The organism is Lacinutrix cladophorae (assembly GCF_053604645.1).
Genome location: NZ_JBSHNR010000110.1, coordinates 481,048 through 504,727, shown reverse-complemented (window position 1 = coordinate 504,727; position 23,680 = coordinate 481,048). Strand labels below are relative to the sequence as shown.

At 32.1% G+C, this 23,680-nt stretch carries 22 protein-coding genes; 11 read left to right on the top strand and 11 right to left on the bottom strand.

Annotation, left to right across the window (positions count from 1 at the left end; translation table 11 throughout):
• The first annotated feature begins 76 nt into the window (after positions 1-76).
• The 6 genes from ACVC3Y_RS09525 to aqpZ all read left to right on the top strand — a co-directional run bounded on the left by ACVC3Y_RS09525 (position 77) and on the right by aqpZ (position 6,526).
• Positions 77-1,105: a rod shape-determining protein gene (locus ACVC3Y_RS09525; protein ID WP_303422078.1), complete on the top strand. Its 1,029-nt coding sequence runs from the start codon at positions 77-79 to the stop codon at positions 1,103-1,105.
• An 18-nt stretch (positions 1,106-1,123) separates the two neighbouring features.
• Positions 1,124-1,945 (top strand): rod shape-determining protein MreC, encoded by an 822-nt coding sequence (mreC, locus tag ACVC3Y_RS09520; protein WP_452226740.1) that lies wholly within the window; start codon positions 1,124-1,126, stop codon positions 1,943-1,945.
• Positions 1,938-2,444: a rod shape-determining protein MreD gene (locus ACVC3Y_RS09515; RefSeq protein WP_452226739.1), complete on the top strand. Its 507-nt coding sequence runs from the start codon at positions 1,938-1,940 to the stop codon at positions 2,442-2,444. Before mreC ends, ACVC3Y_RS09515 begins: the two co-directional genes overlap by 8 nt.
• The gene (mrdA, locus tag ACVC3Y_RS09510) at positions 2,441-4,369 is read left to right on the top strand and encodes a penicillin-binding protein 2 (protein WP_452226738.1); all 1,929 of its coding nucleotides are present in this window, start codon (positions 2,441-2,443) and stop codon (positions 4,367-4,369) included. The genes ACVC3Y_RS09515 and mrdA overlap by 4 nt, the downstream gene beginning before the upstream one ends.
• A 3-nt stretch (positions 4,370-4,372) precedes the next feature.
• Complete coding sequence (gene rodA / locus ACVC3Y_RS09505; RefSeq protein WP_452226737.1) at positions 4,373-5,650, top strand: rod shape-determining protein RodA; 1,278 nt, start codon at positions 4,373-4,375, stop codon at positions 5,648-5,650.
• Between the two features lie 174 nt (positions 5,651-5,824).
• On the top strand, positions 5,825-6,526 hold the full coding sequence (gene aqpZ, locus ACVC3Y_RS09500) for an aquaporin Z (protein ID WP_303422090.1): 702 nt from the start codon (positions 5,825-5,827) through the stop codon (positions 6,524-6,526).
• A 70-nt stretch (positions 6,527-6,596) separates the two neighbouring features.
• Here aqpZ and gldC read toward each other — a convergent pair whose 3' ends face one another.
• Complete coding sequence (gene gldC / locus ACVC3Y_RS09495; RefSeq protein WP_303422093.1) at positions 6,597-6,932, bottom strand: gliding motility protein GldC; 336 nt, start codon at positions 6,930-6,932, stop codon at positions 6,597-6,599.
• A complete protein-coding gene (gene gldB, locus ACVC3Y_RS09490) occupies positions 6,932-7,894 on the bottom strand; it encodes a gliding motility lipoprotein GldB (RefSeq protein ID WP_303422095.1) in 963 nt (320 codons plus the stop codon). Before gldB ends, gldC begins: the two co-directional genes overlap by 1 nt.
• Positions 7,895-7,972: 78 nt before the next feature.
• Here gldB and nadE point away from each other — a divergent pair, with 78 nt between their 5' ends.
• Both nadE and ACVC3Y_RS09480 read left to right on the top strand, forming a co-directional pair.
• On the top strand, positions 7,973-8,761 hold the full coding sequence (gene nadE, locus ACVC3Y_RS09485; protein ID WP_303422097.1) for an NAD(+) synthase: 789 nt from the start codon (positions 7,973-7,975) through the stop codon (positions 8,759-8,761).
• Between the two features lie 105 nt (positions 8,762-8,866).
• Complete coding sequence (locus ACVC3Y_RS09480; RefSeq protein ID WP_303422100.1) at positions 8,867-9,493, top strand: response regulator; 627 nt, start codon at positions 8,867-8,869, stop codon at positions 9,491-9,493.
• Here ACVC3Y_RS09480 and dnaG read toward each other — a convergent pair.
• Positions 9,488-11,446 (bottom strand): DNA primase, encoded by a 1,959-nt coding sequence (gene dnaG, locus ACVC3Y_RS09475; protein WP_303422103.1) that lies wholly within the window; start codon positions 11,444-11,446, stop codon positions 9,488-9,490. The two genes, ACVC3Y_RS09480 and dnaG, sit on opposite strands and share 6 nt — an antisense overlap.
• Positions 11,447-11,637: 191 nt before the next feature.
• Between dnaG and ACVC3Y_RS09470 the strand changes: the two genes are divergently transcribed.
• Positions 11,638-13,128, top strand: coding sequence for a pyridoxal phosphate-dependent decarboxylase family protein (locus tag ACVC3Y_RS09470; protein WP_303422105.1), 1,491 nt, complete (start codon positions 11,638-11,640; stop codon positions 13,126-13,128).
• Positions 13,129-13,235: 107 nt separating this feature from the next.
• Complete coding sequence (locus ACVC3Y_RS09465) at positions 13,236-13,853, top strand: MarC family protein (protein ID WP_452226736.1); 618 nt, start codon at positions 13,236-13,238, stop codon at positions 13,851-13,853.
• A 73-nt stretch (positions 13,854-13,926) separates the two neighbouring features.
• Here ACVC3Y_RS09465 and ACVC3Y_RS09460 read toward each other — a convergent pair whose 3' ends face one another.
• The 6 genes from ACVC3Y_RS09460 to ACVC3Y_RS09435 all read right to left on the bottom strand — a co-directional run bounded on the left by ACVC3Y_RS09460 (position 13,927) and on the right by ACVC3Y_RS09435 (position 20,265).
• On the bottom strand, positions 13,927-15,006 hold the full coding sequence (locus tag ACVC3Y_RS09460; protein ID WP_452226735.1) for a hypothetical protein: 1,080 nt from the start codon (positions 15,004-15,006) through the stop codon (positions 13,927-13,929).
• Positions 15,007-15,033: 27 nt separating this feature from the next.
• Positions 15,034-15,849: a hypothetical protein gene (locus tag ACVC3Y_RS09455; RefSeq protein WP_452226734.1), complete on the bottom strand. Its 816-nt coding sequence runs from the start codon at positions 15,847-15,849 to the stop codon at positions 15,034-15,036.
• Positions 15,836-16,399: an RNA polymerase sigma factor gene (locus tag ACVC3Y_RS09450; RefSeq protein WP_452226733.1), complete on the bottom strand. Its 564-nt coding sequence runs from the start codon at positions 16,397-16,399 to the stop codon at positions 15,836-15,838. Before ACVC3Y_RS09450 ends, ACVC3Y_RS09455 begins: the two co-directional genes overlap by 14 nt.
• A 66-nt stretch (positions 16,400-16,465) precedes the next feature.
• On the bottom strand, positions 16,466-17,443 hold the full coding sequence (locus tag ACVC3Y_RS09445) for a polyprenyl synthetase family protein (protein ID WP_452226732.1): 978 nt from the start codon (positions 17,441-17,443) through the stop codon (positions 16,466-16,468).
• A 73-nt stretch (positions 17,444-17,516) separates the two neighbouring features.
• Positions 17,517-20,120, bottom strand: a complete 2,604-nt coding sequence (locus tag ACVC3Y_RS09440; RefSeq protein ID WP_452226731.1) for an alkaline phosphatase family protein — start codon at positions 20,118-20,120, stop codon at positions 17,517-17,519.
• Positions 20,107-20,265 (bottom strand): hypothetical protein, encoded by a 159-nt coding sequence (locus tag ACVC3Y_RS09435; RefSeq protein WP_452226730.1) that lies wholly within the window; start codon positions 20,263-20,265, stop codon positions 20,107-20,109. Before ACVC3Y_RS09435 ends, ACVC3Y_RS09440 begins: the two co-directional genes overlap by 14 nt.
• A gap of 114 nt (positions 20,266-20,379) precedes the next feature.
• Between ACVC3Y_RS09435 and ACVC3Y_RS09430 the strand changes: the two genes are divergently transcribed.
• The gene (locus ACVC3Y_RS09430; protein ID WP_452226729.1) at positions 20,380-21,216 is read left to right on the top strand and encodes a T9SS type A sorting domain-containing protein; all 837 of its coding nucleotides are present in this window, start codon (positions 20,380-20,382) and stop codon (positions 21,214-21,216) included.
• 61 nt (positions 21,217-21,277) lie between these two features.
• Here ACVC3Y_RS09430 and rlmN read toward each other — a convergent pair whose 3' ends face one another.
• Both rlmN and queA read right to left on the bottom strand, forming a co-directional pair.
• Positions 21,278-22,318: a 23S rRNA (adenine(2503)-C(2))-methyltransferase RlmN gene (gene rlmN, locus ACVC3Y_RS09425; RefSeq protein ID WP_452226728.1), complete on the bottom strand. Its 1,041-nt coding sequence runs from the start codon at positions 22,316-22,318 to the stop codon at positions 21,278-21,280.
• Positions 22,319-22,585: 267 nt separating this feature from the next.
• On the bottom strand, positions 22,586-23,635 hold the full coding sequence (queA, locus tag ACVC3Y_RS09420; protein WP_303423193.1) for a tRNA preQ1(34) S-adenosylmethionine ribosyltransferase-isomerase QueA: 1,050 nt from the start codon (positions 23,633-23,635) through the stop codon (positions 22,586-22,588).
• Positions 23,636-23,680 lie beyond the last annotated feature (45 nt).

The following is a 23,680-nucleotide window of genomic DNA, read 5'->3' as shown; positions in this document are numbered from 1 at the left end:
TTTTAAAATCAAATTTAGAAAGAGTTTTACTACCTTTACGTGGTTTGATTTTTAACAAATATAATTAACATAAAGAATGGGATTTTTTGACTTCTTAACCGAAGAGATTGCAATAGATTTAGGAACTGCAAATACTTTAATTATACACAATGACAAAGTTGTTGTAGACAGTCCATCCATAGTTGCTAGAGATAGAATTACTGGAAAAATTATTGCTGTTGGTAAAGAAGCCAGTATGATGCAAGGAAAAACGCATGAAAACATTAAAACAATTAGACCTTTAAAAGATGGTGTAATTGCAGATTTTGATGCTAGTGAGCAAATGATTAGCATGTTTATTAAAAACATTCCAGCGTTAAAAAAGAAACTCTTCACTCCTGCGCTTCGTATGGTTATTTGTATTCCTTCTGGAATTACAGAAGTAGAAATGCGAGCAGTAAAAGAAAGTGCAGAACGTGTAAATGGTAAAGAAGTGTATCTAATACATGAACCAATGGCTGCAGCAATTGGTATTGGTGTAGATATTATGCAACCAAAAGGAAACATGATTGTAGATATTGGAGGTGGTACTACAGAAATTGCTGTAATTGCTCTTGGAGGAATTGTTTGTGATAAGTCTGTAAAAATTGCAGGAGATGTATTTACAAATGATATTATTTATTACATGCGTACGCAACACAATTTATATGTTGGAGAACGTACTGCTGAAAAAATTAAAATTCAAATTGGTGCTGCTACCGAAGATTTAGACCTTCCGCCAGAAGACATGAGTGTTCAAGGTCGTGATTTACTTACCGGAAAACCAAAACAAGTACAAATATCGTATCGTGAAATTGCCAAGGCTTTAGATAAATCTATTCTTCGTATAGAGGATGCGGTTATGGAAACCTTATCGCAAACACCACCAGAATTAGCCGCAGATATTTACAATACTGGAATTTACCTAGCAGGTGGAGGATCTATGTTACGTGGTTTAGACAAACGTTTGTCTCAAAAAACAGACTTACCTGTGTATATTGCAGAAGACCCATTACGTGCTGTTGTTCGTGGTACAGGAATTACACTTAAAAACATTGCTAAATACAAAAGCGTATTGATTAAATAAGAGTAATACCATTTTAACATGCAGCAAATAATTAATTTTATATTACGTAACAAATCTTTTTTGTTATACATATTGCTGTTTTTTATATCTATTGTTTTTACCATTCAAAACCATTCGTATCAGAAAAGTAAATTTGTAAATTCTGCAAACTTTTTGTCTGGAGGTATTTATACCAAAGCAAATAATATTAGTCAGTATTTTGGTTTAAAAGAGCAAAACAACCTGCTACAAGAAGAAAATAACCAATTAAAATCTGCGCTATACAATCTAGAAGGAAAAACAAAAACAAGTTTTTTAGACAGCCTTTCTTACACTTCAATTTATAACTTCACACCAGCAATTGTAATAAAAAACAATTATACCTTAAGCACTAATATTTTACTCATTGATAAAGGGAGACGAGATAGTATTAAACAAGATTTTGGTGTAATTACCTCGAAAGGAATTTTAGGAATAATTGATAAGATAAGCACAAAATACGCAACGGTACTCTCTATCTTAAATACTAAAAGTAAAATTAGTGCACAACTAAAAAGAACCAACGACTTTGGCACACTAAAATGGAATGGAAAAACACCAGAACTAGTACAATTAGTAGACATCCCATCTAAAGCTAAACCTATTCAAGGAGATACAATAATAACTTCTGGTCGTTCTGCAATTTTTCCAAAAGGCATTCCTATTGGAATCGTTAAAGACTTTAAACTAGATGCTGCTGAAGATTTTTACGAAATAAATGTGGCATTATTTAATGACATGACAACTATCGAGCACGTATATGTGATCGAAAATAAAGACACGAAAGAAATTAATAACTTATTAAATCCTGCAGATGAATAGTGTAATTTCTTCAAATGCAATCCGATTTATAGTATTAGTGCTTTCACAAATATTAGTATTTTCGCATATTAATTTTCTTGGCTATATAAACCCGTATATATACATTCTATTTATCTTATTATTTCCAGTAAAGAACAACAGAATGGTATTTTTACTATTAAGTTTTCTATTAGGTATAACTTTAGATATGTTTTTAGATTCTGGCGGTATGCATGCAGCTGCATGTGTAACCATAGCTTTTATTAGACCTGCTGTGTTAAAATTTTGTTTTGGTGCTGCTTATGAGCATCAAACTATTAAATTTAATCAAATAGAATTTGGCGCAAAACTCACCTATTTAAGCATACTTACTGTACTGCATCATCTAATATTATTTCTTTTAGAAGTTTTTAACTTTTCACAGATAATTTTAGTGCTACAAAAAACGTTATTCTCAAGTATATTTACTATTATACTAAGTGTTTTAGTAACCACTATATTCCGTAGAAAAACAAAATGAGACAACTTTTACTTTTCATCTCCATAATCTTTGTTGGTATTCTATTTATTGCAAGGCTTTTTTTCCTTCAAGTATATCAAGATAATTCCAATAATTTATACGAAGACAATGCTATTCGTAAGGTATTTGACTACCCAAAACGCGGCTTTGTTTACGATAGAAACGGAAAGCTTCTGGTTTCTAACCAACCATCTTATGATGTGATGGTAATTCCGCGTGAAGTAAAAGCACTGGATACTTTAGAATTTTGCTCACTATTAAAAATAGACAAAGAGCAATTTATTAAAACCTACAATAAAGCTTACAAATACTCTCCACGATTGCCTTATGTTTTTCTTCCGCAACTTTCTAAAGAAGATTATGCTGTTTTACAGGAAAAAATGCGAAAATTTGAAGGATTTTACATCCAAAAACGTTCATTAAGAAATTACGAAACTACTATTGGAGCCAATGTACTTGGTGATATTGGCGAAGTAAACCAACGTATTATGAACAAAAATCCCTATTACAAAATGGGAGATTTAATTGGTATGCAAGGAATTGAAGCTTCTTATGAAAAAACATTACGAGGTGTTAAGGGAATAAAATTTATACAAAAAGACAGATTTAATCGAAATATTGGGCCTTATAAAAAAGGTAAATTTGATACACTACCAGAATCTGGAAAAGACATTAAAACAACCATTGACGCTACCTTACAAGCCTATGGTGAAATTTTAATGACAAACAAACGTGGTGGTATTATTGCTATTGAGCCAAGTACGGGAGAAATACTATCTATGGTAGCTGCACCAACGTACAACCCTAACTTATTAGTTGGTAGAGAGCGTTCTAAAAATTTTAACAAACTAATACGAGATTCTATAGCAAAACCATTATTTAATAGAAGTATTCAAGGTGTATACGAACCAGGTTCCCCTTTTAAATTAATGAATGCATTAGTCGCTTTACAAGAAGGCGTTATTTCTACAGATGAAAAAGTAACCTGTTACGCGGGATATAAATACGGTAACAGATTTATGAAATGCCATTGTAGAAGTGGTACAAGAAACGATATGGTGCACGGTATACAAGAATCTTGTAATGCCTATTTTGCAACCGTATATCGAAGAATTTTAGACAAACCCGAAAACGCTTCCTTAGGAATTAACATTTGGAGTGATCATGTAAAAAGTTTTGGTTTAGGAAACTTTTTAAATAACGATTTATACGTTGGTCAAAAAGGAAGAATCCCGAACAGAGATTACTATAAAGGAATATATCCGAAAACGTTTTATTCCACATACACTATTTCTAATGCCATTGGTCAAGGCGAAGTTGCCACAACGCCAATACAATTAGCAAATATGATTGCTGCTATTGCAAATAGAGGCTATTATTTTACACCACATATTATTAAAGAAATTAAAGATGAAACTTTAGACCCAAACTTTACAATACCAAAATATACAACCATAGACAAACAACATTTTGAACCTGTAATTGAAGGCATGCTTAGCGTTTATAAACATGGTACTGCAAGTCATTTACAAGTTCCTGGCATAGAGATTTGCGGAAAAACTGGTACTGTTGAAAATTTTGCAAAAATGGATAGTACAAGAGTACAATTAACAGACCATTCCATATTTGTAGCTTTTGCTCCAAAGAACGATCCTAAAATTGCCATTGCTGTATTTGTAGAAAATGGATATTGGGGAGGACGCTTTGCTGGACGTATTGCTAGTTTAATGATTGAAAAATACATTAAAGGTGAAGTTACAAGAACAGATCTTGAAAACTGGATATTATCTCATAGTCTTGAAGATGAATATGCAAAACCATATTCTGGAGAGCCTTTTAAAATAAATGGAGAAACAAAACTACAAGTTATTCCTATAGAAGAAGCAAATAAACTAAGAACCAAGCTAAACAAATTAGAGATATAACCTATGTTTAGACAAACAGATAGACATTTTAAATTTGATTGGGTCACTATAATTTTATTTTTAATTTTAGTAGTATTTGGCTGGATGAATATTTTATCTGCTTCACACACAGGAACAACTATAAATTATTTAGATATTTCACAACCTTATGGGAAACAACTAATGTTTATTGGTTTAACGCTTTTGCTTATTATTTTTATTCTATCTATTGATGCTAAGTTTTATGAACGGTTTTCCAGTTTAATATTCATTGTTTCCATGTTATCTTTAGTTGGCTTATTTCTTTTTGGTAAAAATGTAAATGGAGCAACATCCTGGTATGGCATTGGAGGCATGACTATACAACCCAGTGAATTTGCTAAAGCAGCAACTGCTCTGGCTGTTGCAAAATACATAAGCGATTTAAACACAGATATAAGAACGTTTAAAGATCAAATAAGAACGTTTATTATTATTATAATTCCAGCTTTTTTAATACTACTTCAAAATGATGCAGGAAGCACATTGGTTTACGCTTCTTTCTTTTTTGTTTTATATCGAGAAGGTTTACCAAAAATTTACTTAACACTAGCATTAGCATTAGTTGCTATTTCTATTTTAGCTTTAAAATTCGGACCAATAATTACTTCGGTTTTTGCCATACTATTTATTGTAACAAACTACTTTATTCAGAAAAAGAAGCCTGTAGTTCTACAACCAATACTTACTGCATTAGCATGTATAGTGATTGCCTTTGGGATTAAATTCTTCTACCAAAACATATTGCAGCCACACCAACAAGACAGAATTAGTCTTTGGTTACGATTAGAAAAAGATCCTCAAAAAGTTGCAGAAATGCGTAGAGATATTCTTTATAACTTGTATGAATCGGAAAAAGCTATTAGCTCTGGAGGCTTTTCTGGGAGAGGTTTTCTTGAAGGAACTAGAACCACTGGTAAATTTGTTCCCGAACAACATACCGATTATATTTTTAGTACTGTTGGTGAAGAGTGGGGGTTTCTAGGAAGCATGTTTGTAGTTATCATTTTTGTGCTCTTAATGCTTCGTGTTTTAAAATTAGCCGAACTACAAAAATCGCAATTTAGTAGAGTATATGGCTATTCTGTCGCCTCCATCTTATTTTTTCATTTTATGATAAACATAGGTATGGTAATGGGTTTAATTCCTACTATTGGAATACCACTTCCTTTTTTTAGTTATGGTGGTTCTGGTCTTTGGGGATTTACTATTTTACTTTTTATATTTATTAAGTTAGATTCTAACCGAATTAATGAATGGTAAGATAATGACTTCAAAAACGGCATTATTTTACTACTTATAGCTTAAATAGCTCACTTCATCTAAAAAAACAATAATCTCCTTTTCTTAAAAACAAGAAAAATCACACGATTGCTTATATTTATATAATGCGCTAACACATAGCGCATTATAACTAATTAACTAAAATATTAAAGAATGAAAAAATTATTAGCAGAGTTTATTGGTACTTTCTGGTTAGTACTAGGTGGTTGTGGTAGTGCAGTTTTAGCTGCAGGAATTCCTAACATAGGAATAGGCTTGGTAGGTGTTTCACTTGCTTTTGGACTTACAGTTTTAACAGGCGCTTATGCTTTAGGGCATATTTCTGGAGGGCATTTTAACCCTGCTGTTTCTATTGGCCTTTTTGTAGGAGGACGTTTTGAAGCAAAAGACTTACCAGGTTATATAATAGCACAAGTATTAGGTGGTATTGCAGGTGCTGCGATTCTTTATTCTATTGTTAGTGGTATGGATGGTTTTTCCGGCTACTCGCAGGCGGGAGATTTTGCAACAAATTTCTATGGAGTAGAACAATATGGTCATACGTTTAGCATGACATCGGCTTTACTAATTGAAGTAGTAATGACCTTTATGTTTTTAATAGTAATTTTAGGTGCTACACATAAAAATGCTTCCCCTGGTTTTGGTGGTTTAGCTATTGGTTTAGCATTAACATTAATACACTTAATAAGTATTCCGGTTACAAATACATCTGTAAACCCTGCAAGAAGTACTAGTCAAGCATTATTTGTTGGTGCAGAAGCAATGGGACAACTATGGTTATTTTGGGTAGCACCAATTGTAGGTGCTATTTTAGCTGGTCTTGTTTACAAGTTTATGGCTCCTAACAAGGATTAGCTCTAAATAGACTGTAACTAAAAAAGCGTCCCGATAATTATCGGGACGCTTTTTGTTTTTAAAATGAAAATTAATCTTTTTTAAGCTCTAATTTCTCCGCAAAATAATCACAAAAATCCTTCATAGTTGCTGTCATTTTTTCGTCTTGTGTTGCTCTGTTAAATGTATTAGACATAGCAACTAATGTTTGATGAAAAAACACTTTCATTTCATCTACAGGCATGTCTTTAGTCCAAAGATCAATGCGCAACATTTCTTGTGTTTTGCTATCCCAAACCGAAAGCATCATCGCTTTGGCTTCTTGATTACTAATACCTCCGTCTTCTGCTGTCCAATGTAGTTTTTCTGGAACTCTATTTTCGTCTAGCGCTACGTTTAATTCTATTTTCGAGTTAATTTTTGCCATTACAATTCTGGTTTATATATCGATTTATTAAATATTTCTTCTGCTTCATTAGAAAGCATTTCTTTTAAAGATACCTCATTCTTTTGCATATAAGCTTTTACAATTTGCCAACCTATATATTGTCCTATTCTTCCTGGAGACTCTTTATCTATTTCTACTAAATTAAATTTTGAAAAAGGTGCTTCTGTAATAAACCTATTCACCAATTTTGCATCTGTACTAAACAATAATTCACGTTCTACAAAATAGCTCCAAATCTGTGCTTCGTTGGCTTTAGACCACTCTAATTGTTCTTGAGTATATCCAATTTTTTCAGCATCCGTTTTAAAAGGTATCATTTTATCTTTAAAATATAATTGCTTTCCAAAATAAATCATTTCGTCTAAAAATGTTTGGTTCTGTTTCGGGTATATGTAGTTTTCTGCATATTTTGAAGCAAAATCTACTACAATTTGATTTTCGGTAAAGTTAGCCGCTAAATATTTTTGAATACCATTATAAAAAGGATGCGTACTTCCTAAATAAGTATCGATAGAAATAAGCGAAATAGTATCGGTTACAATAACTTTGTTCCTGTAATCTACAAACGAAGTTGCACTAACTAAACGAGGTACATTAAATTCTGGAAAATAAAATTTCATATGTTGAAAAAGACTTTTCAACTCACCCTCTACCAAATTAAGATTCGGGTATTTTTTTTCTACTTCTTCATTTAATTCTACTTGTAAGGTATCTTGCATTTTAGCAATCCAAAAAGAATCTTCGTATTTATTAGAAAACATAAAAGGAAAAGTTTCCTTTAAAGCATTCAATTGATTAGGTTTAGCATGTGCAAATGCTAAATCAAATCGCTCAATTGCAACAGATATTTCTATATTCGAAATTTCTTTTTCTAGGTCCGAATCCTTTTTACAGGAAACACATAAAACAGTAATAAAAAGAAATAAAAAAATATTCTTCATAAACTTATTTTTATTAATTCAGCTATTGTTTATTTTTGTTAGGCAAAGGTACTATTCTTTGTCTTAAAATCTTTAAAAATGCAAACAGAAAAAGTAGCACATCATATTGTAAATTGGTTAAAAGATTATGCATTAAACGCAAAAGTGAATGGTTTTGTTGTTGGTGTATCTGGCGGAATTGATTCTGCCGTTACATCTACTTTATGCGCAGAAACTGGACTAGATGTTTTATGTATTGAAATGCCTATACACCAAGCAGCAAGTCATGTAACAAGAGCACAAGAGCACATTACCCAATTAAAAAAGCGATATAAAAACGTTAGAGACACAAGAACAGACCTAACTCCAGTTTTTGAAGAATTTAAAACCGAAGTTTCTTTAGAAGGTGACCAGGCAATAGTAGACATGGCTTTAGCAAACACAAGAGCTCGTTTACGAATGACGACTTTATACTATCATGCAGGTCTATACAAACTATTGGTAGCGGGAACGGGAAACAAAGTGGAAGATTTTGGCGTTGGCTTTTACACCAAATATGGAGACGGTGGAGTGGATCTAAGTCCGATTGCAGATTTACTAAAATCGGAAGTCTACCAACTTGGCGAATATTTACAAGTGCCAGAATCTATAATAAAAGCAGCACCAAGTGATGGTTTATTTGGAGACGCTAGAAGTGATGAAGACCAAATTGGAGCATCGTACCCAGAACTGGAATGGGCAATGCAAATGCAGGATGAAGGTAAAACCGAAGACGATTTTACTGGAAGACAAAAGGAAGCTTTTATAATTTTTAAACGTTACAATTCGGCAAACAAACATAAAATGGTAGCTATCCCTATTTGTGAAATCTCAAAAGATTTAAAATAAAATATTTTCTTTTTCACAAAGAATTTATTACTTTTACTAAACGACTAATAGCAAAACGTCTGTTGTTTTCCTCAGCAGTTATAACGAATTTAAAAAATTAAAGTTATGATTAAACTGTTGGTAGTAGACCATCATCCTATAATTAGGAAAGGTCTAGAACTACTATTTATTACGTCGTCGAACATTCAAGTTGTTGGTTCACTAGATGATGGTGAAGCCATTTTTGAATTCTTAAGCAAGAATAAAGTAGACATTATTATTTCAGAAATTGATTTACCCAAGCTTAATGGTATTACTGCATTAAGAAGGCTTAACAAAGAACATCCTGAAGTTAAAGTTATTATGTTTAGCGCACAGCCAGAAGAGGTATATGCCATGAACACAATAAAAGCTGGAGCATCTGGATATTTGTGTAAAACCGCTAATATTATTACACTTAAAGAAGCTGTTTTAAAAGTCTATACTGGTGGTATCTATTTAAGTAACGATCTCACGCAACGTCTAGCTATTGGCAAACATGTAAATAGGTCTGGTAATTTTTACAAAAAACTTTCGACAAGAGAAATTGAAGTTTTAAAACTTATTTCTACCGGAAGAAAAAACAAAGAAATTGCTACAGAACTTGCTATAAATGAAAAAACAGTAAGTACTTACAAAGCGCGTTTAATGAAAAAATTAAACGTTTCTAATATTGTAGATTTAATTAATAGAGCAAAATTATTAGAATTATAAAACGCGGTTTAGTTTTCTAGATAATAACATTTTTAAACTAGAGTAATCTTTTACTTCTTCTAGTACACTTCTGTTAACTTCCGATTTATTTGCAAGGGTTTGTTGCATAAATTCGGTTACTTTTTGGTCTATTAAAAAACAGCGTAAACTTAAAATAGTTTCACTAACTAATTGTGCTATAGATTGATCTTTCTCCTTCGGGAAAATATTTTTACTATGCCAGTCTGATAAACTATAACGTTCATCTTCCATTAAAATGGTAGAAATCTCGCCAGCTACTTCCTGCTCCACATTATTTACAAATTGTTCTATAGAAAACTCTGGGTTTTGGTTTAGAGTGTCTATTATAGAATAATATAAATTTTTAAACTTTACATTGGTAAATTCCATTTCATCATCTTGCAAGTCTAGATATATTTTTTCAAATACTTTTGCTTGATGTTTTACAGGTTCTAAAACAAGCTCATTCTTGTCGTTTTCTTTTAATACTAAATCTTCAAAATCTTCTATTTTGTTTCCGTATAGTAATAATATTTCAATAATTTTTCGTTCTAGCACATATTGTACATCTACCTTTTTTTTAGGTTGCTCATGCTTAATAACTTGAAAAGCGGCTTGTTCTTTGCTTTTCTCTTTATGTGTTTCTTGAACGTCTTTATTCGTGATTTGCGCTAAGGTGGTAAACAATACTTGCTCACTAATATCCATGATTCTAGAACACTCTTGAATATAAATTTCCTTTTTTATTCTATCTGGAATTTTAGCAATACTATTTACAATATCTCTAATAGTTTCTGCTTTTTTAATAGGATCATTTTTAGATTCTTCATATAAAACTGATGCTTTAAACTGAATAAAATCTTGTGCATTTGCAATTAAATATTCACTTAACTCCTCTAAAGTATTTGCTTTTGCAAAACTATCTGGATCTTCTCCTTCCGGAAAAGTACAAATCTTAACATTCATACCTTGCTCTAGAATTAAATCAATTCCGCGAAGCGAAGCACGTAAACCTGCAGCATCTCCATCAAAAAGTACCGTTATGTTTTTGGTTAGTCTATTTATTAAACGAATCTGGTCTGGCGTTAATGCTGTCCCTGATGAAGAAACCACATTATGAATTCCTGTTTGATGAAACTGAATGACATCGGTATACCCTTCTACCAAGTAGCAATTATCTTCTTTTGCAATACTTTGCTTGGCTTGATAAATACCATATAAAACTTTACTTTTATGGTAAATATCACTTTCTGGCGAATTTAAATATTTCGCAGCTTTTTTATCGTTTGTTAAAATACGACCTCCATAACCTAGTACACGACCACTCATACTTTGTATAGGAAACATGACACGACCTTTAAATCGATCAAAACGTTTTTCTCCTTTTACAATAGTCAGCCCTGTTTTTTCAAGAAATTCTAGTTTATATCCTTGTTTTAAAGCTTCGTCTGTAAAGGCTTGCCATTCGTCTAAAGAATAACCTAAAGCGAATTTCTTAATGGTTTCATCTGTAAAACCACGCTCTTTAAAATAGCTTAAACCTATGGCTTTGCCTTTATCGGTTTTTAATAATGTATTCTGAAAATAAGTACTTGCAAATTCACTTACTAAATATAAACTTTCTCGCTCGTTAGCTTGTTCTTTTTGCTCGTTACTTTGTTCTGTTTCTTCAATTTCAATATTGTACTTTTTAGCCAAATATTTTATAGCTTCTGGATAGGTAAAATGCTCATGCTCCATTAAAAAAGCAACAGCATTCCCTCCTTTTCCTGTACTAAAATCTTTCCAGATTTGTTTTACTGGAGAAACCATAAAACTTGGTGTACGTTCTTCACTAAACGGACTTAAGCCTTTAAAGCTGCTTCCCGACTTTTTTAATTGCACAAAATCGCCAATAACCTCTTCTACTCTAGAGGTTTCAAACACTTGATCTATGGTGGATTTTGATATCAATTATGGAAGATTTTTTCGCTTTCGCGGAATTACTCTGTAAATGTAATATAAAAGATATTGGTTTAAAAATTAATGAAGGATGGATACTTTGGTTTATAGAAATTTTCTTCTAACTTCGTTCAGAAACCAATCTAAACAACTAAAAACAAATCACATACAAAATTGCAATATGAAACCAAATTAATCTAAAAATGAAAACAAGACAAAACAGCATTGCAATCAATAAAGCCGAATTTAGAAAAATAGGCTACCAACTCATAGACACCATATCTAATTTTCTAGATACGATTCCAGAAAAACCGGTAACAACTAGTAAGACTCCAAAAGAATTACAAGAAATATTGGGAGAGGCCTCCTTACCCAAAAATGGATTACCAGCAGAAGAATTACTTACTTCTACCTCTAGATTACTATTAGAGCATTCCTTATTTAATGGGCATCCTAAATTTTTTGGTTTTATCACGTCTTCTGCTGCGCCAATTGGAGCTTTAGCAGATTTACTAGCTGCTTCTGTAAATGCAAATGTTGGCGGACAAATATTAAGTCCGATAGCTACAGAAATAGAAAAACAAACTATTAAATGGTTAGCCGAATTTATTGGTGTATCTCCAAGTTATGGAGGCGTTTTAGTTAGTGGTGGAAACATGGCAAATTTTACTGCTTTTTTAGCTGCAAGAACTGCAAAGGCTCCTAGCAACATTAAAGAAAACGGACTATCAAGTACTGAAAAAAAACTAATTACATACTGCTCAAAATCTACACATACTTGGATAGACAAAGCTGCTACCTTATTTGGACATGGATCTACATCTGTTCGTTGGATTCCTACAGATACTTCCAACAAAATGAATATTAATATTTTAAAACAAACTATAAAAGAAGACTTAAAAAAAGGACATCAACCCTTTATGGTCGTTGGCACTGCTGGAGATGTAAGCACAGGAGTTGTAGACAATTTAGAGGCCATTGCTACTATTTGCAAAACAAAGGATTTATGGTTTCATATTGATGGTGCTTATGGTGTTCCTGCTGCAATAGTTCCTGAATTAAAAGCAATATTTAACGGGATACAAGAAGCCGACTCTATTGCTTTAGACCCTCATAAATGGCTATATAGTCCATTAGAAGCTGGCTGTACTTTGGTGAAAAACCCAAAACATCTAATTGATACGTATAGCTCGCATCCAGAATATTATAATTTCAGTCTAACAGAAGAAGGAGGCTCACTAAATTACTTTGAATATGGACTACAAAACTCTCGTGGTTTTAGGGCTTTAAAAGTATGGCTTGCACTACAACAAATAGGAAGTAGCGGTTACAAAAAACTGATAAGAGAAGATATAGAATTGTCTAAGTATTTCTATACATTGGCAGAAGAGCATAGAGAACTGGAAGCCCTAACTCAAAACTTAAGTATAGCTACGTTTAGATATGTCCCAGAGAATTTGGGTAAAAACAAAAATGAGGAGTATTTAAATATTTTAAATGAAAAATTATTAGATACCTTACAAGCAAATGGAGAAATATTTTTATCTAATGCTATTATAAAAGATACATACTGTTTAAGAACCTGTATTGTAAATTTTAGAACTACAAAAAAAGACATAGAAGAATCAATAGAAATTATTGTAAGAGAAGGAATAAAAATGCATCAAAAACTTAGTATTAAGTACTATTTATAAGGTTTATAAAAAATAAAATTAATAATAAAATAGCAACTTTTTTTAAATAAAAATGGTTATTTATGATGTATAAAAAATCATCTATAAATTTAAAACTCTAACAGCATATGTTTGCAGAAATATTCACTAAAATTCTTTTTTTAATTGCTGTTGTAGACCCTCTAGGCTCAGTACCAGTTTACCTAGAAGCAACCAAACAATTAAGCGAAAAGCACAAGAAAAAAGTAGCAATAAGGGCCTCTTTTATTGCTTTTTTAATTCTCCTATTTTTTATAATTGTTGGTCAAATCATTTTAGAAGGAATGCAGGTAACCTTAGATGCTTTTCAAATTTCGGGTGGCGTTATTTTATTTCTTTTTGCCTTAACCATGATTTTTGGAGAAGGCAAACCAGAATCTGAAAAACACCTAATAAAAGATTACAAACATGTAACCATTTTCCCTGTAGCAATACCGTCTATTGCATCTCCTGGAGCAATAATGGCTGCTGTACTTTTAACAGACAATCACATCTATTCTATAGAGCAACAAGCGGTTACAACTATTTTAATTGCAGTTGTTATTATTATAACTATGGTAATACTCCTAACTGCTAACATTGTACAAAAACGTGTTGGAGAATATGGTATTACTGTAATTAGTAAAATTATGGGATTAATACTAGCAGCTTATGCAGTACAAAGTATTTTAAGTGGGCTTAAAGACTTTTTTGTAGTATTAAAATAGCAGTAAAGTTTATTAACGAAACAAAAAAGCACCAAATAAATGATGCTTTTTTTATCCATTAACTCCAATAATATTAATCTAAATCAAATCGTAATCCTAAAGATATATTGTTTTGGTCTATTATTTGATCTTTAAATAAAGGAGACAAATCGTATTTAGCATAAACTGCTACATTACCAAAAGAAACATAACTACTAACTCCGTAAACAAAAGGATTGGTGTTTAAATCTCTTTCTTTATCCTTTTCTCTATCGCCATCTAGTTTATATTTTGTTTTATGCATAGAACTTAAGTTCACACCTGCATAACCACCTACACCAATTTTAAACTTATTGTATGTCGAATATCTAAAATATGTATCCTTTTCTATTTTTTTAGATGGCCCAAATTCAAAATGAATTGGTATTACTAAGTTTGTCGTTCTAAATTTCGACTTTTTCAAATTAAACGCACTTTCTTCTAAAGACACAACTCCCTCTGTTTCTGTCAGGAATTTATCATCTTTTACATCTAATTTATTCCATTGTACAGAAAGACCATATTTTAAACGTACTGCATTGGTGTTTTTAAACAATCTTGTTTTCCAAGCCCAACCTAATTCTACAAATCCCGAACCACCTAATTTATATGGTGAATCGCTTAACGATTGCCCTTCAATTATTGCATTATTAAAACCTATTGCAAAAACCATATCGCTAGTTGTTCTTCTATCATAAACCTTTGGAATCGCTTTATCTTTAGGCCCAATATAGATGCCACCTTTATCAAATTCATCCGAATCTTCTCCCTTACCGATTTGAATAATCATACCGTCTAAATTAGCACCAACATCTGAAGTTACTTCTTCGTTTCGCTCTAACAGCGCAATTTTATTATCAATAATCGCAATTCTGTTCTCAATATTTAAAGCATGTTTTTCTGCTTCCTTTTGTTTGAGTTCTTCAGCTTGTTCACTGGAAATTTCACCAGTATCTAATTTATCGTTTATACGTTTTACTTCTTCTTTTAAAAATTCTTTTTCTTGGGTTTTAACGTGTTCTTTTCTTGTTTCTAAAGCTTCTATTTTTAAAATGTTTGGGTTTTCTTGTGCTACAACAAATTGCGTAGCACACACTAAAATAATACCGATTACGTATTGGGTTATTGTTCTCATTTTTGTTCGTTTTTTAATGATGATTTATTACTCGTTTCTATTTGTAACTGCAGTTGTTGCAGTTTTAAAATTCTTTTCGATTACTTTAAATAATTGTCCTCGTAACGATGGAGGCATTGCTGTTTCTACATCTTCTAGTAAAGCATTTGCATCAACAGAAATAGACTTTACAGCATGGTTTTCTGTTAATTGCATCTTTTTATTTGCAGCTTCTAAGAGTGACTCTATTTCAGATTTTGTAGTTTCTAAAGTGGTCATTTGAGTTTCTTCCTTTTTTAAGGAACCAGTTATTTTTGTTACAGAAACAACGATTTCTTCTTCTACTTTTATTGCATTGTTTAACGCTTTTAATGTTTCATTTTCTTTAGTAGCGATCGCTATATTATTAACTAATAACGGCTTTCTTTTAGGGCTATTTATTGATTTTTTAATGTTGTTATCATCTTTACTTACAGCTTTATTTGCAGGTTCATTTTTATAAGTCAAAGCGGATTTAACTTTCTTATTTTCGGGTATATTTTCGGCTTGTTCTAGAACAATTGGCGCTGTCTTTTTAATGCGCTCTACAGGTTCTATAGCATGTTTTACATTTTCGTTTTCTGATGCTACAACGATTGGAGTAACAACCGATTTAGTAGTATCAAGACGCATAAAATATTGTACTACAAATAGCAACCCGATAAAACTTGCTGCAACACCAATCCACCAAAACTTCGCTTTATCTTGTTTTTTAGAGTCTGTATTTAATTGTTGCTCTAAATTAGCCCAAGCATTTGCAGATGGTTCTAGCGTTCGCTTTTCCAACTTTTCTTTTATATTTTCTTCGAATTTAATTGGTGCCATACTCTGCTTTGTTTAATTCTTTAATTTTTTGCTGAAGCGCTTTTCTAGCTTTAAATAATTGGGATTTGGAAGTACTTTCCGAAATCCCCAAAATCTTTGCTATTTCTTGATGTTTATACCCTTCTATAGCATACATTACAAAAACTAATTTATACCCTTCTGGTAAATTATCAATCAGCTGCTGTATTTCTGCAACTTCCATATTGGTTTGTATATTATTAAAAGTATTTACATCTTCTACTAGTACATCTTCAGAAAATTCAATTTGCTTTTTCTTTCGTAAATAGGAAATAGATTCTCTAACCATGATACGTCTAATCCAACCTTCAAAACTACCTTCACTTTTAAAGCTTTTTAAATTTTGAAAAACTTTGAAAAACCCGTTTAACATGGCTTCTTCTGCAAACTGTGTGTCTTTAATATAATAACGACAAACACTTAACATTTTTGGTGCATGCAACTGAAACAATACGTGTTGCGCTTCACGATTGTTTTTAATTGCTTTTTTTATAAGCAAGGGTTCGTTTTTATGCAGTTGAATTACTTTCAAAATATTGCGTACGTATTAGCTTCTATTTATAAAGACGCAAAAAGAATAAGAAAGGTTGCCTGGAGTTTATTTTTTTCTATCAATCACATAATTCACCATAAGTTCAAGTGAATTTCTATATTGATTTTCAGGATACTTTTGAAGGATTTGCAAAGCTTCTTGTTGAAATGCTTTCATTTTAGAAACGGCATAATCCAATCCACCATTATCTTTTACAAAAGCAATAACTTGCTTTACTCGCTTTTGGTCTTTGTTGTGGTTTTTAATAGAGTTAATTAACCACTTTTTATCTTTTTTACTTGCGTGATTTAAAACATGAATTAATGGCAAGGTCATTTTTTGTTCTTTAATATCTATTCCTGTTGGCTTACCAATTTGTTCTTTTCCATAATCGAACAAATCATCTTTTATTTGAAAAGCCATACCAATAAGTTCTCCAAACTTACGCATAATTTCTACATGATCAGATTCTGGCTTTACAGATGCAGCGCCAAGGCTACAACAAGCAGCAATTAAGGTTGCTGTTTTTTGTCTAATAATTTCGTAATAGATATCTTCTGTAATGTCTAATTTTCTAGCTTTTTCAATTTGAAGAAGCTCGCCCTCACTCATTTCGCGAACAGCAATAGAGATGATTTTCAGCAAATCGAAATCGTTATTATCTATAGAAAGAAGCAACCCTTTAGAAAGTAAATAATCACCAACTAGGACTGCTATTTTATTTTTCCAAAGTGCGTTTATAGAAAAGAAACCACGACGTCTGTTACTTTCATCTACCACATCATCATGAACCAAAGTAGCAGTATGAATAAGCTCAATTACAGATGCTCCACGATACGTACGTTCACTAATTTCGCCATTAGACACCATTTTAGAAACTAAAAACACAAACATAGGTCGCATTTGTTTCCCTTTTCGGTTTACTATATAGTGTGTAATTCTATTTAGCAATGCTACTTTAGAAGACATAGAGAGTTGAAACTTTTGTTCAAAAAGTTCCATCTCGTATGCAATGGGTTGTTTTATTTGTTCTACAATTTTCAATAGAAAATGAGTATGAAATGTGCTAGCAAACGTACTAAAAAAGCATGTAAAATACTACTTTACAAGATACAAATCAGACTTTGTTTCTATATAATGAAGTATCTACACATTTTGCCATTGCATTTTTATCTAGATCAACACCTACAAAAGAAGTTACCTTATCTAAAACTTCTTTGGTATTAAAAAGTACATCCTTATAATTTACATAAATAAGTTCTACTCCTGGCTCTCTATCTTTCCAGGTTTCTACTTGATGCAAATGTTTTTTATAGGCATCAAATAATTTAACAGGTAAGATGTCTGGATTTTTACCAATCATTTTTTGCTGTGATTTCACCACTTCTGTTAAATCACGATTCATAAAAATAACCTTATAACGATATTTAGGATCTAGAAATTTAAGTAAAGGAGCAACAACTTTTACCGTTTTGTTTTGTGCTTTATCTAACCAAGAATTATCTTTATGCAAAGCCATAACTGGATCGTACTCAAAATATCCTTTTGGATTTGAATCATCGGATTTTCTCTTTCCATCGGTTAGCACATCTACCCCTCCATTATTTAACATTTGCATCATGACCGAAGTTCCAGAACGCGGTAACCCAGAAACAATTACTATTTGATCTTCTCGGTATTTAAATGCTGCTTTGTCTTTTAAGTTGTTAGGTTCACTAAGTTTTTCTTCTACATTTTCAATCGCTTTTTCAGCTCTAACATGTTCTACAGGTTTTAATTTGGAAGCAGTTTCATAAGCAATTTTAGCATTATCTAAATCCCCTAATTTCTCTAGCGCTTCCCCTAAAATATAATGTGCTTCTGGAAAATACTTAACTAACTCTATTGCTGTTAAGGCATGTTCTGCTGCCTCTTCATAATCATTTAAACGAACTAAAACGGCAGCTAAAGCTTGATGGTATTTAGCTCGATCAATTTCAAATTTCAATGCATTTTCAAAAGCTTTTTTTGCTTCTTCAAACTGATTTAACCGTGTATGTATTTTTCCTATTTGATACCATACCTCTGCATTAGGCTTATTATCTTTTGCCTTTTGAAGTATTTTTAATGCTTCGTTAATTTTTCCTTTACCAACTAGTATACTTGCTTCAGAAAAATAGGTGTTTATTTCAAATTTTTTATCTAAAGTTCTTAATTGGTGTAAATAATATTCTGCTTTATCCAATTTATTTTGATTTAAAGAAACGGATAATAAATCCATATAAAATGGAATAACATCTATAATAGAATCTCCTACTTTTAGGCCTTGTGTTTTTAATTGTTTTTCCGTTTTTCCTTCAAAATCACTTTCTTGATATATCGGATAAGTATCGTTGATTAATTCTAGGAGTATTTCTGTGGCTTTTTCGTAGTCTTTTTTTCCTAAAAATACTCTTGCAAGATTATGTTTTAAATCGCACTTGGTTTTTAAAATAGCTGTTTCGATTTTTTCATCTGGTTTATCTATATATCCTAAATCTACCAATTGCTGCATGGTTTCTTGATCACTTAACGAATCGGAATCACTAACACCTTCATGTTGTGCAAAGTCTCCTTTTATATTTTCCCAACTATCGATATATTTTGGTTCTGTTGGATTTTTAAAAATATCTAAGGCTACCTTTCCATCCATATCTTTACCTATAGGTAAATTAAACATATGCAAAATAGTAGGAGCAATATCAATAAGCCCTAAACCAAATACTTTTTCATTTTGTTTAATATTAGGCCCTGCAGCTACAAACATACCAAATTGGCGATGCTCTAAAGCAGGGGCTGCTGGATATTTTGGCATTTTTAAAATGCGTTTATTTCCAGATTCAAAACCATGATCAGACATCACGATAATGGTAGTATCATCGTCTACCAATTGCATGGTTCGTTCTAACATCATATCTTGAATTTTATAAGCACTTACTACAGCATCTTTATAAATATCGTATGATTTTTGTGGAATACTATTTAATTTTGGTGGATGATATTTCATGAAAGCATGACAAAAATGATCTATTAGATCATAATATATAGCTGTAAAATCCCACTCAGTAGTACGAATTAAATTAGTAGCAACTGCATGAACAGATGTGTTTTCTGCCAAAATATTGGCAAAAGAAACCAAGCCGTTGTCTTTTTCTTGATTAATATCACCAGCTTTTGGAATACATGGTAGAATATGTGCCTCGGTAATCTCATGAGGAAACACTCTTAAATCCTTTATTTCATTTACAAATGATTGTGGATGAATGGCCCCTTTAACTATTGGGCTTTTTTTACTTGGGTCTTTATTTACTTTTTGAAACTTATCGGAAACAACAACCCCGTTTATAGGCTCTGCAGGAAAACTTGGCCACCAACCTACTAAATTACTTTTATACCCTTTATGGTGTAATATATTCCATAAAGCTTTTGCTTTTCTAGAGTTAGTAGTAACAGGACGAATACCTTTCATGTTTGGCATAAGCTCTATAAACCCCAAAACACCATGTTTATCTGGGGTTTTCCCTGTAGCTACAGAAGACCAAAGCATTGGTGAATACGGTGGATTCATAGTACTCATGTTACCATAAACGCCTTTGTCCATTAGTTTTTTAAGTGCAGGCATTTCTCCTTTAGCAATTAAAGGCCATATTATTTTCCAATCTGCAGCATCCCAACCAATTAAAAGAACTTTATTTTGCTTCATCTATATTTTTTTCTGCTTTATTTTTTTGTTTCACTTCTCTCCAAGCTCTTAATCCAATATCTCCGTAAGCCAACAAACCTAAGGATCCCTCAATAGTAACACTATATTTTTGAGTATTTGATAATTTTTTATTGATTTCAGCCATTTTTATTAGTGTTATTTGATTAATAAAGCATTTATTAATAAATTGTAACTTCCTCTTTTATAAGAGGATGAATTGTAAAACAACAAAAGATATTAATTAAAACCTAGCAGAATTATGAAAAAAACTACTCTAAAAAATTCTAGCAATTTAAAAAAACGCCTAGCCCAGTATGGAGCATTAACAGCTGCAATTGCTGGTGTTGCAGATGCTAACGGACAAATTATTTATACAGATATCACTCCTGATGAAGGTGGTGCTGGAGTACAATATCTTTTAGACATGGATAATGATGGTACTGACGATTTCTCTATAAGACATTTTTCACTAAGTACATATGGTTATAGTCCGAGAAACAATTTATTTGCAGCACCAATATCCTCAAATGGTGCGATTTTAGGTATAGACTCCACTTATGATTACCCTTTTGCTTTAAATGCTGGTCAAACAATTAGTAGTTCACAAACTACATGGCTACCAGGAAACGGTTATTATAAAACCATGAACTATAATAGTTGTGGATATTCTAGCAGTCAGTGGTGTGATGCAACCGATAAATATTTAGGTCTTCGTTTTGAAATTGCTGGAGCAATACATTATGGTTGGGCAAGGCTTGATGTAAATCAAGATTCTGGCTCTGGATGGTTAATTAAAGACTATGCATACAACTCTGTTGCTGGAGAAGCAATTGACGCAGGACAAACATTAAGTGTTGATGAATACGCTATTAACGAAGTCAAAATTGTTAGTTTAAATAAGTCTATTGCACTTTACAATTTACCACAAAACACAAACTACAAACTTTTAGACATCTCTGGTAAGTCTGTATTGAGTGGTACTATTAATGATCATACTTATGTTATTGAAGCGAATGGAGTTTCTAACGGTATTTACATTGTAGAACTTACGGATACTTTTACTAAAGCTGTTATACGTAAGAAAATCGTTTTATAAATATCTTTTATACAATCTTATTATAATAAAAAAGCTTCCTAAAATTTAGGAAGCTTTTTTATTATTGCTTATTTGCTAATTGCCCACAAGCTGCATCTATATCTTTACCTCTAGAGCGTCTTACCGTTACTGTTATATTATTTTGCTCTAATATAGAAACATACATATCTGTAGCTTTGCTGTCTGCTTGTTGAAACTCACCATCGTCGATTGGGTTGTATTCAATTAGGTTTACTTTACTTGGTGCAAATTTACAAAATTGCACCAATGCTTCTGCAGCTTCTTTGGTATCATTAATACCTCTCCAAACCACATACTCGTAAGTAATTCTGTTTTTGGTTTTTTCGTACCAATACACTAAAGCTTCCCGTAAATCTGCTAACGGAAAAGTAGCATTAAATGGCATGATAGAAGTTCGTACTTCATCTATTGCAGAATGTAAAGAAACGGCTAGTTTAAACTTTACTTCATCATCTGCCATTTTTTTAATCATTTTTGGCACTCCAGAAGTGGAAACTACAATTCGTTTTGGCGACATCCCTAAACCTTCTGGTGATGTAATTTTATCTATAGCTTTAAGCACATTGTTATAGTTCATTAATGGTTCTCCCATACCCATAAAAACAATATTACTTAAAGGTTTATTGTGGTATAATCTACTTTCTTTATCTATAGCAACTACTTGGTCATAAATTTCATCAGGGTTTAAGTTTCGCATGCGTTTTAATCTAGCGGTTGCGCAAAACCTACAATCTAAACTACAACCTACTTGACTAGAAACACATGCTGTGGTTCTTGTTTTTGTTGGAATTAAAACGGATTCCACAATTAAACCATCATGTAAACGTACGGCATTTTTTATAGTACCATCGTTACTTTTTTGCATGGTATCTACATGAATGTGGTTGATAACAAAGTTATCTTCTAGCATTTGTCTGGTTTCTAAAGAAAGGTTTGTCATATCTTCAAAAGTATGTGCAGACTTACTCCATAACCATTCGTAAACTTGGTTTCCACGAAATGCTTTGTCGCCTTGTTTAACAAAGAATTCTCTTAGTTGTTCTTTGTTTAATGCTCTGATGTCTTTTTTTGTTGTTGCCATTGTTTTGCAAAAGTAAGAAAAACGGATTTGGAAATGGGTTTTAGTACCTATAGAAATAGTTGTGGTTAAGGTGCATTAGCGATAGAACGGTATGTTTGAGCTCTTTTTATGTTGTTGCACCTATGCAACATAAAAAAGCGAGTAGTGAAAGCGCGACGTTTTGCGATTCTGCCAAGTTTCTAAAAAACTGGCAGATATACGTAAAAGGGAATGCCATAAAAAAAGCCTCTAAAAAAGAGGCTTTATATAAATATTACATTTTTCTAATTATATGATTAACATGGCGTCACCATAACTGTAGAAATTGTATTTTTCTTTAATAGCTTCTTCGTATGCTTTTAAGATAAACTCATGTCCTGCAAATGCAGAAGCCATCATTAACAGTGTTGATTTTGGTGTATGAAAATTGGTAATCATACAGTTTGCAATACTAAAATCGTATGGAGGAAAGATGAATTTATTAGTCCAACCATCAAATTCATTTAATGTACCGCTAGAAGAAACCGAACTTTCTACTGCTCGCATGGCTGTTGTACCAACTGCACAAATACGTTTTTTGTTCTGTTTTGCGTTGTTTATTGTAGCTGCAGCTTTTGCATTTATAATTACTTCTTCGCTATCCATTTTATGTTTCGATAGATCTTCTACCTCTACGGAATTGAAAGTACCTAAACCTACGTGAAGTGTAACCTCAGCAAAATCGACTCCTTTAATTTCTAAACGTTTTAAAAGGTGTTTTGAAAAGTGCATTCCTGCTGTAGGTGCTGCTACTGCTCCTTCGTTTTTTGCAAAAATGGTTTGGTAACGCTCTTCGTCTTCTGGAGTAACGTCACGTTTAATATACTTAGGCAAAGGTGTTTCTCCTAATTCTGTAAGTTTTCTTCTAAATTCTTGGTAAGATCCATCGTAAAGGAAACGTAATGTTCTACCTCTTGAAGTTGTATTATCTATAACTTCTGCTACTAAGGTTTCGTCGTCACCAAAGTACAATTTATTACCAATACGTATTTTACGAGCAGGATCTACTAATACATCCCAAAGGCGTTGTTCTTCGTTAAGTTCTCTTAATAAGAATACTTCAATACGTGCACCAGTTTTTTCTTTATTACCATATAATCGAGCAGGAAAAACTTTTGTATTATTAAGTATTAACACATCATCTTCTTCGAAATAATCGATAATATCTTTAAACATTTTATGTTCGATGGTTTGTTTTTCTCTATTTAAAACCATTAATCGAGACTCGTCTCTATTTTCTGCTGGATGTTCTGCTAATAATTCTTCTGGAAGCTCAAATTGATAATGAGACAACTTCATTTTAAAGTTCTGCATGTAGTAGTATTATTTTTTGTAATGTATTTT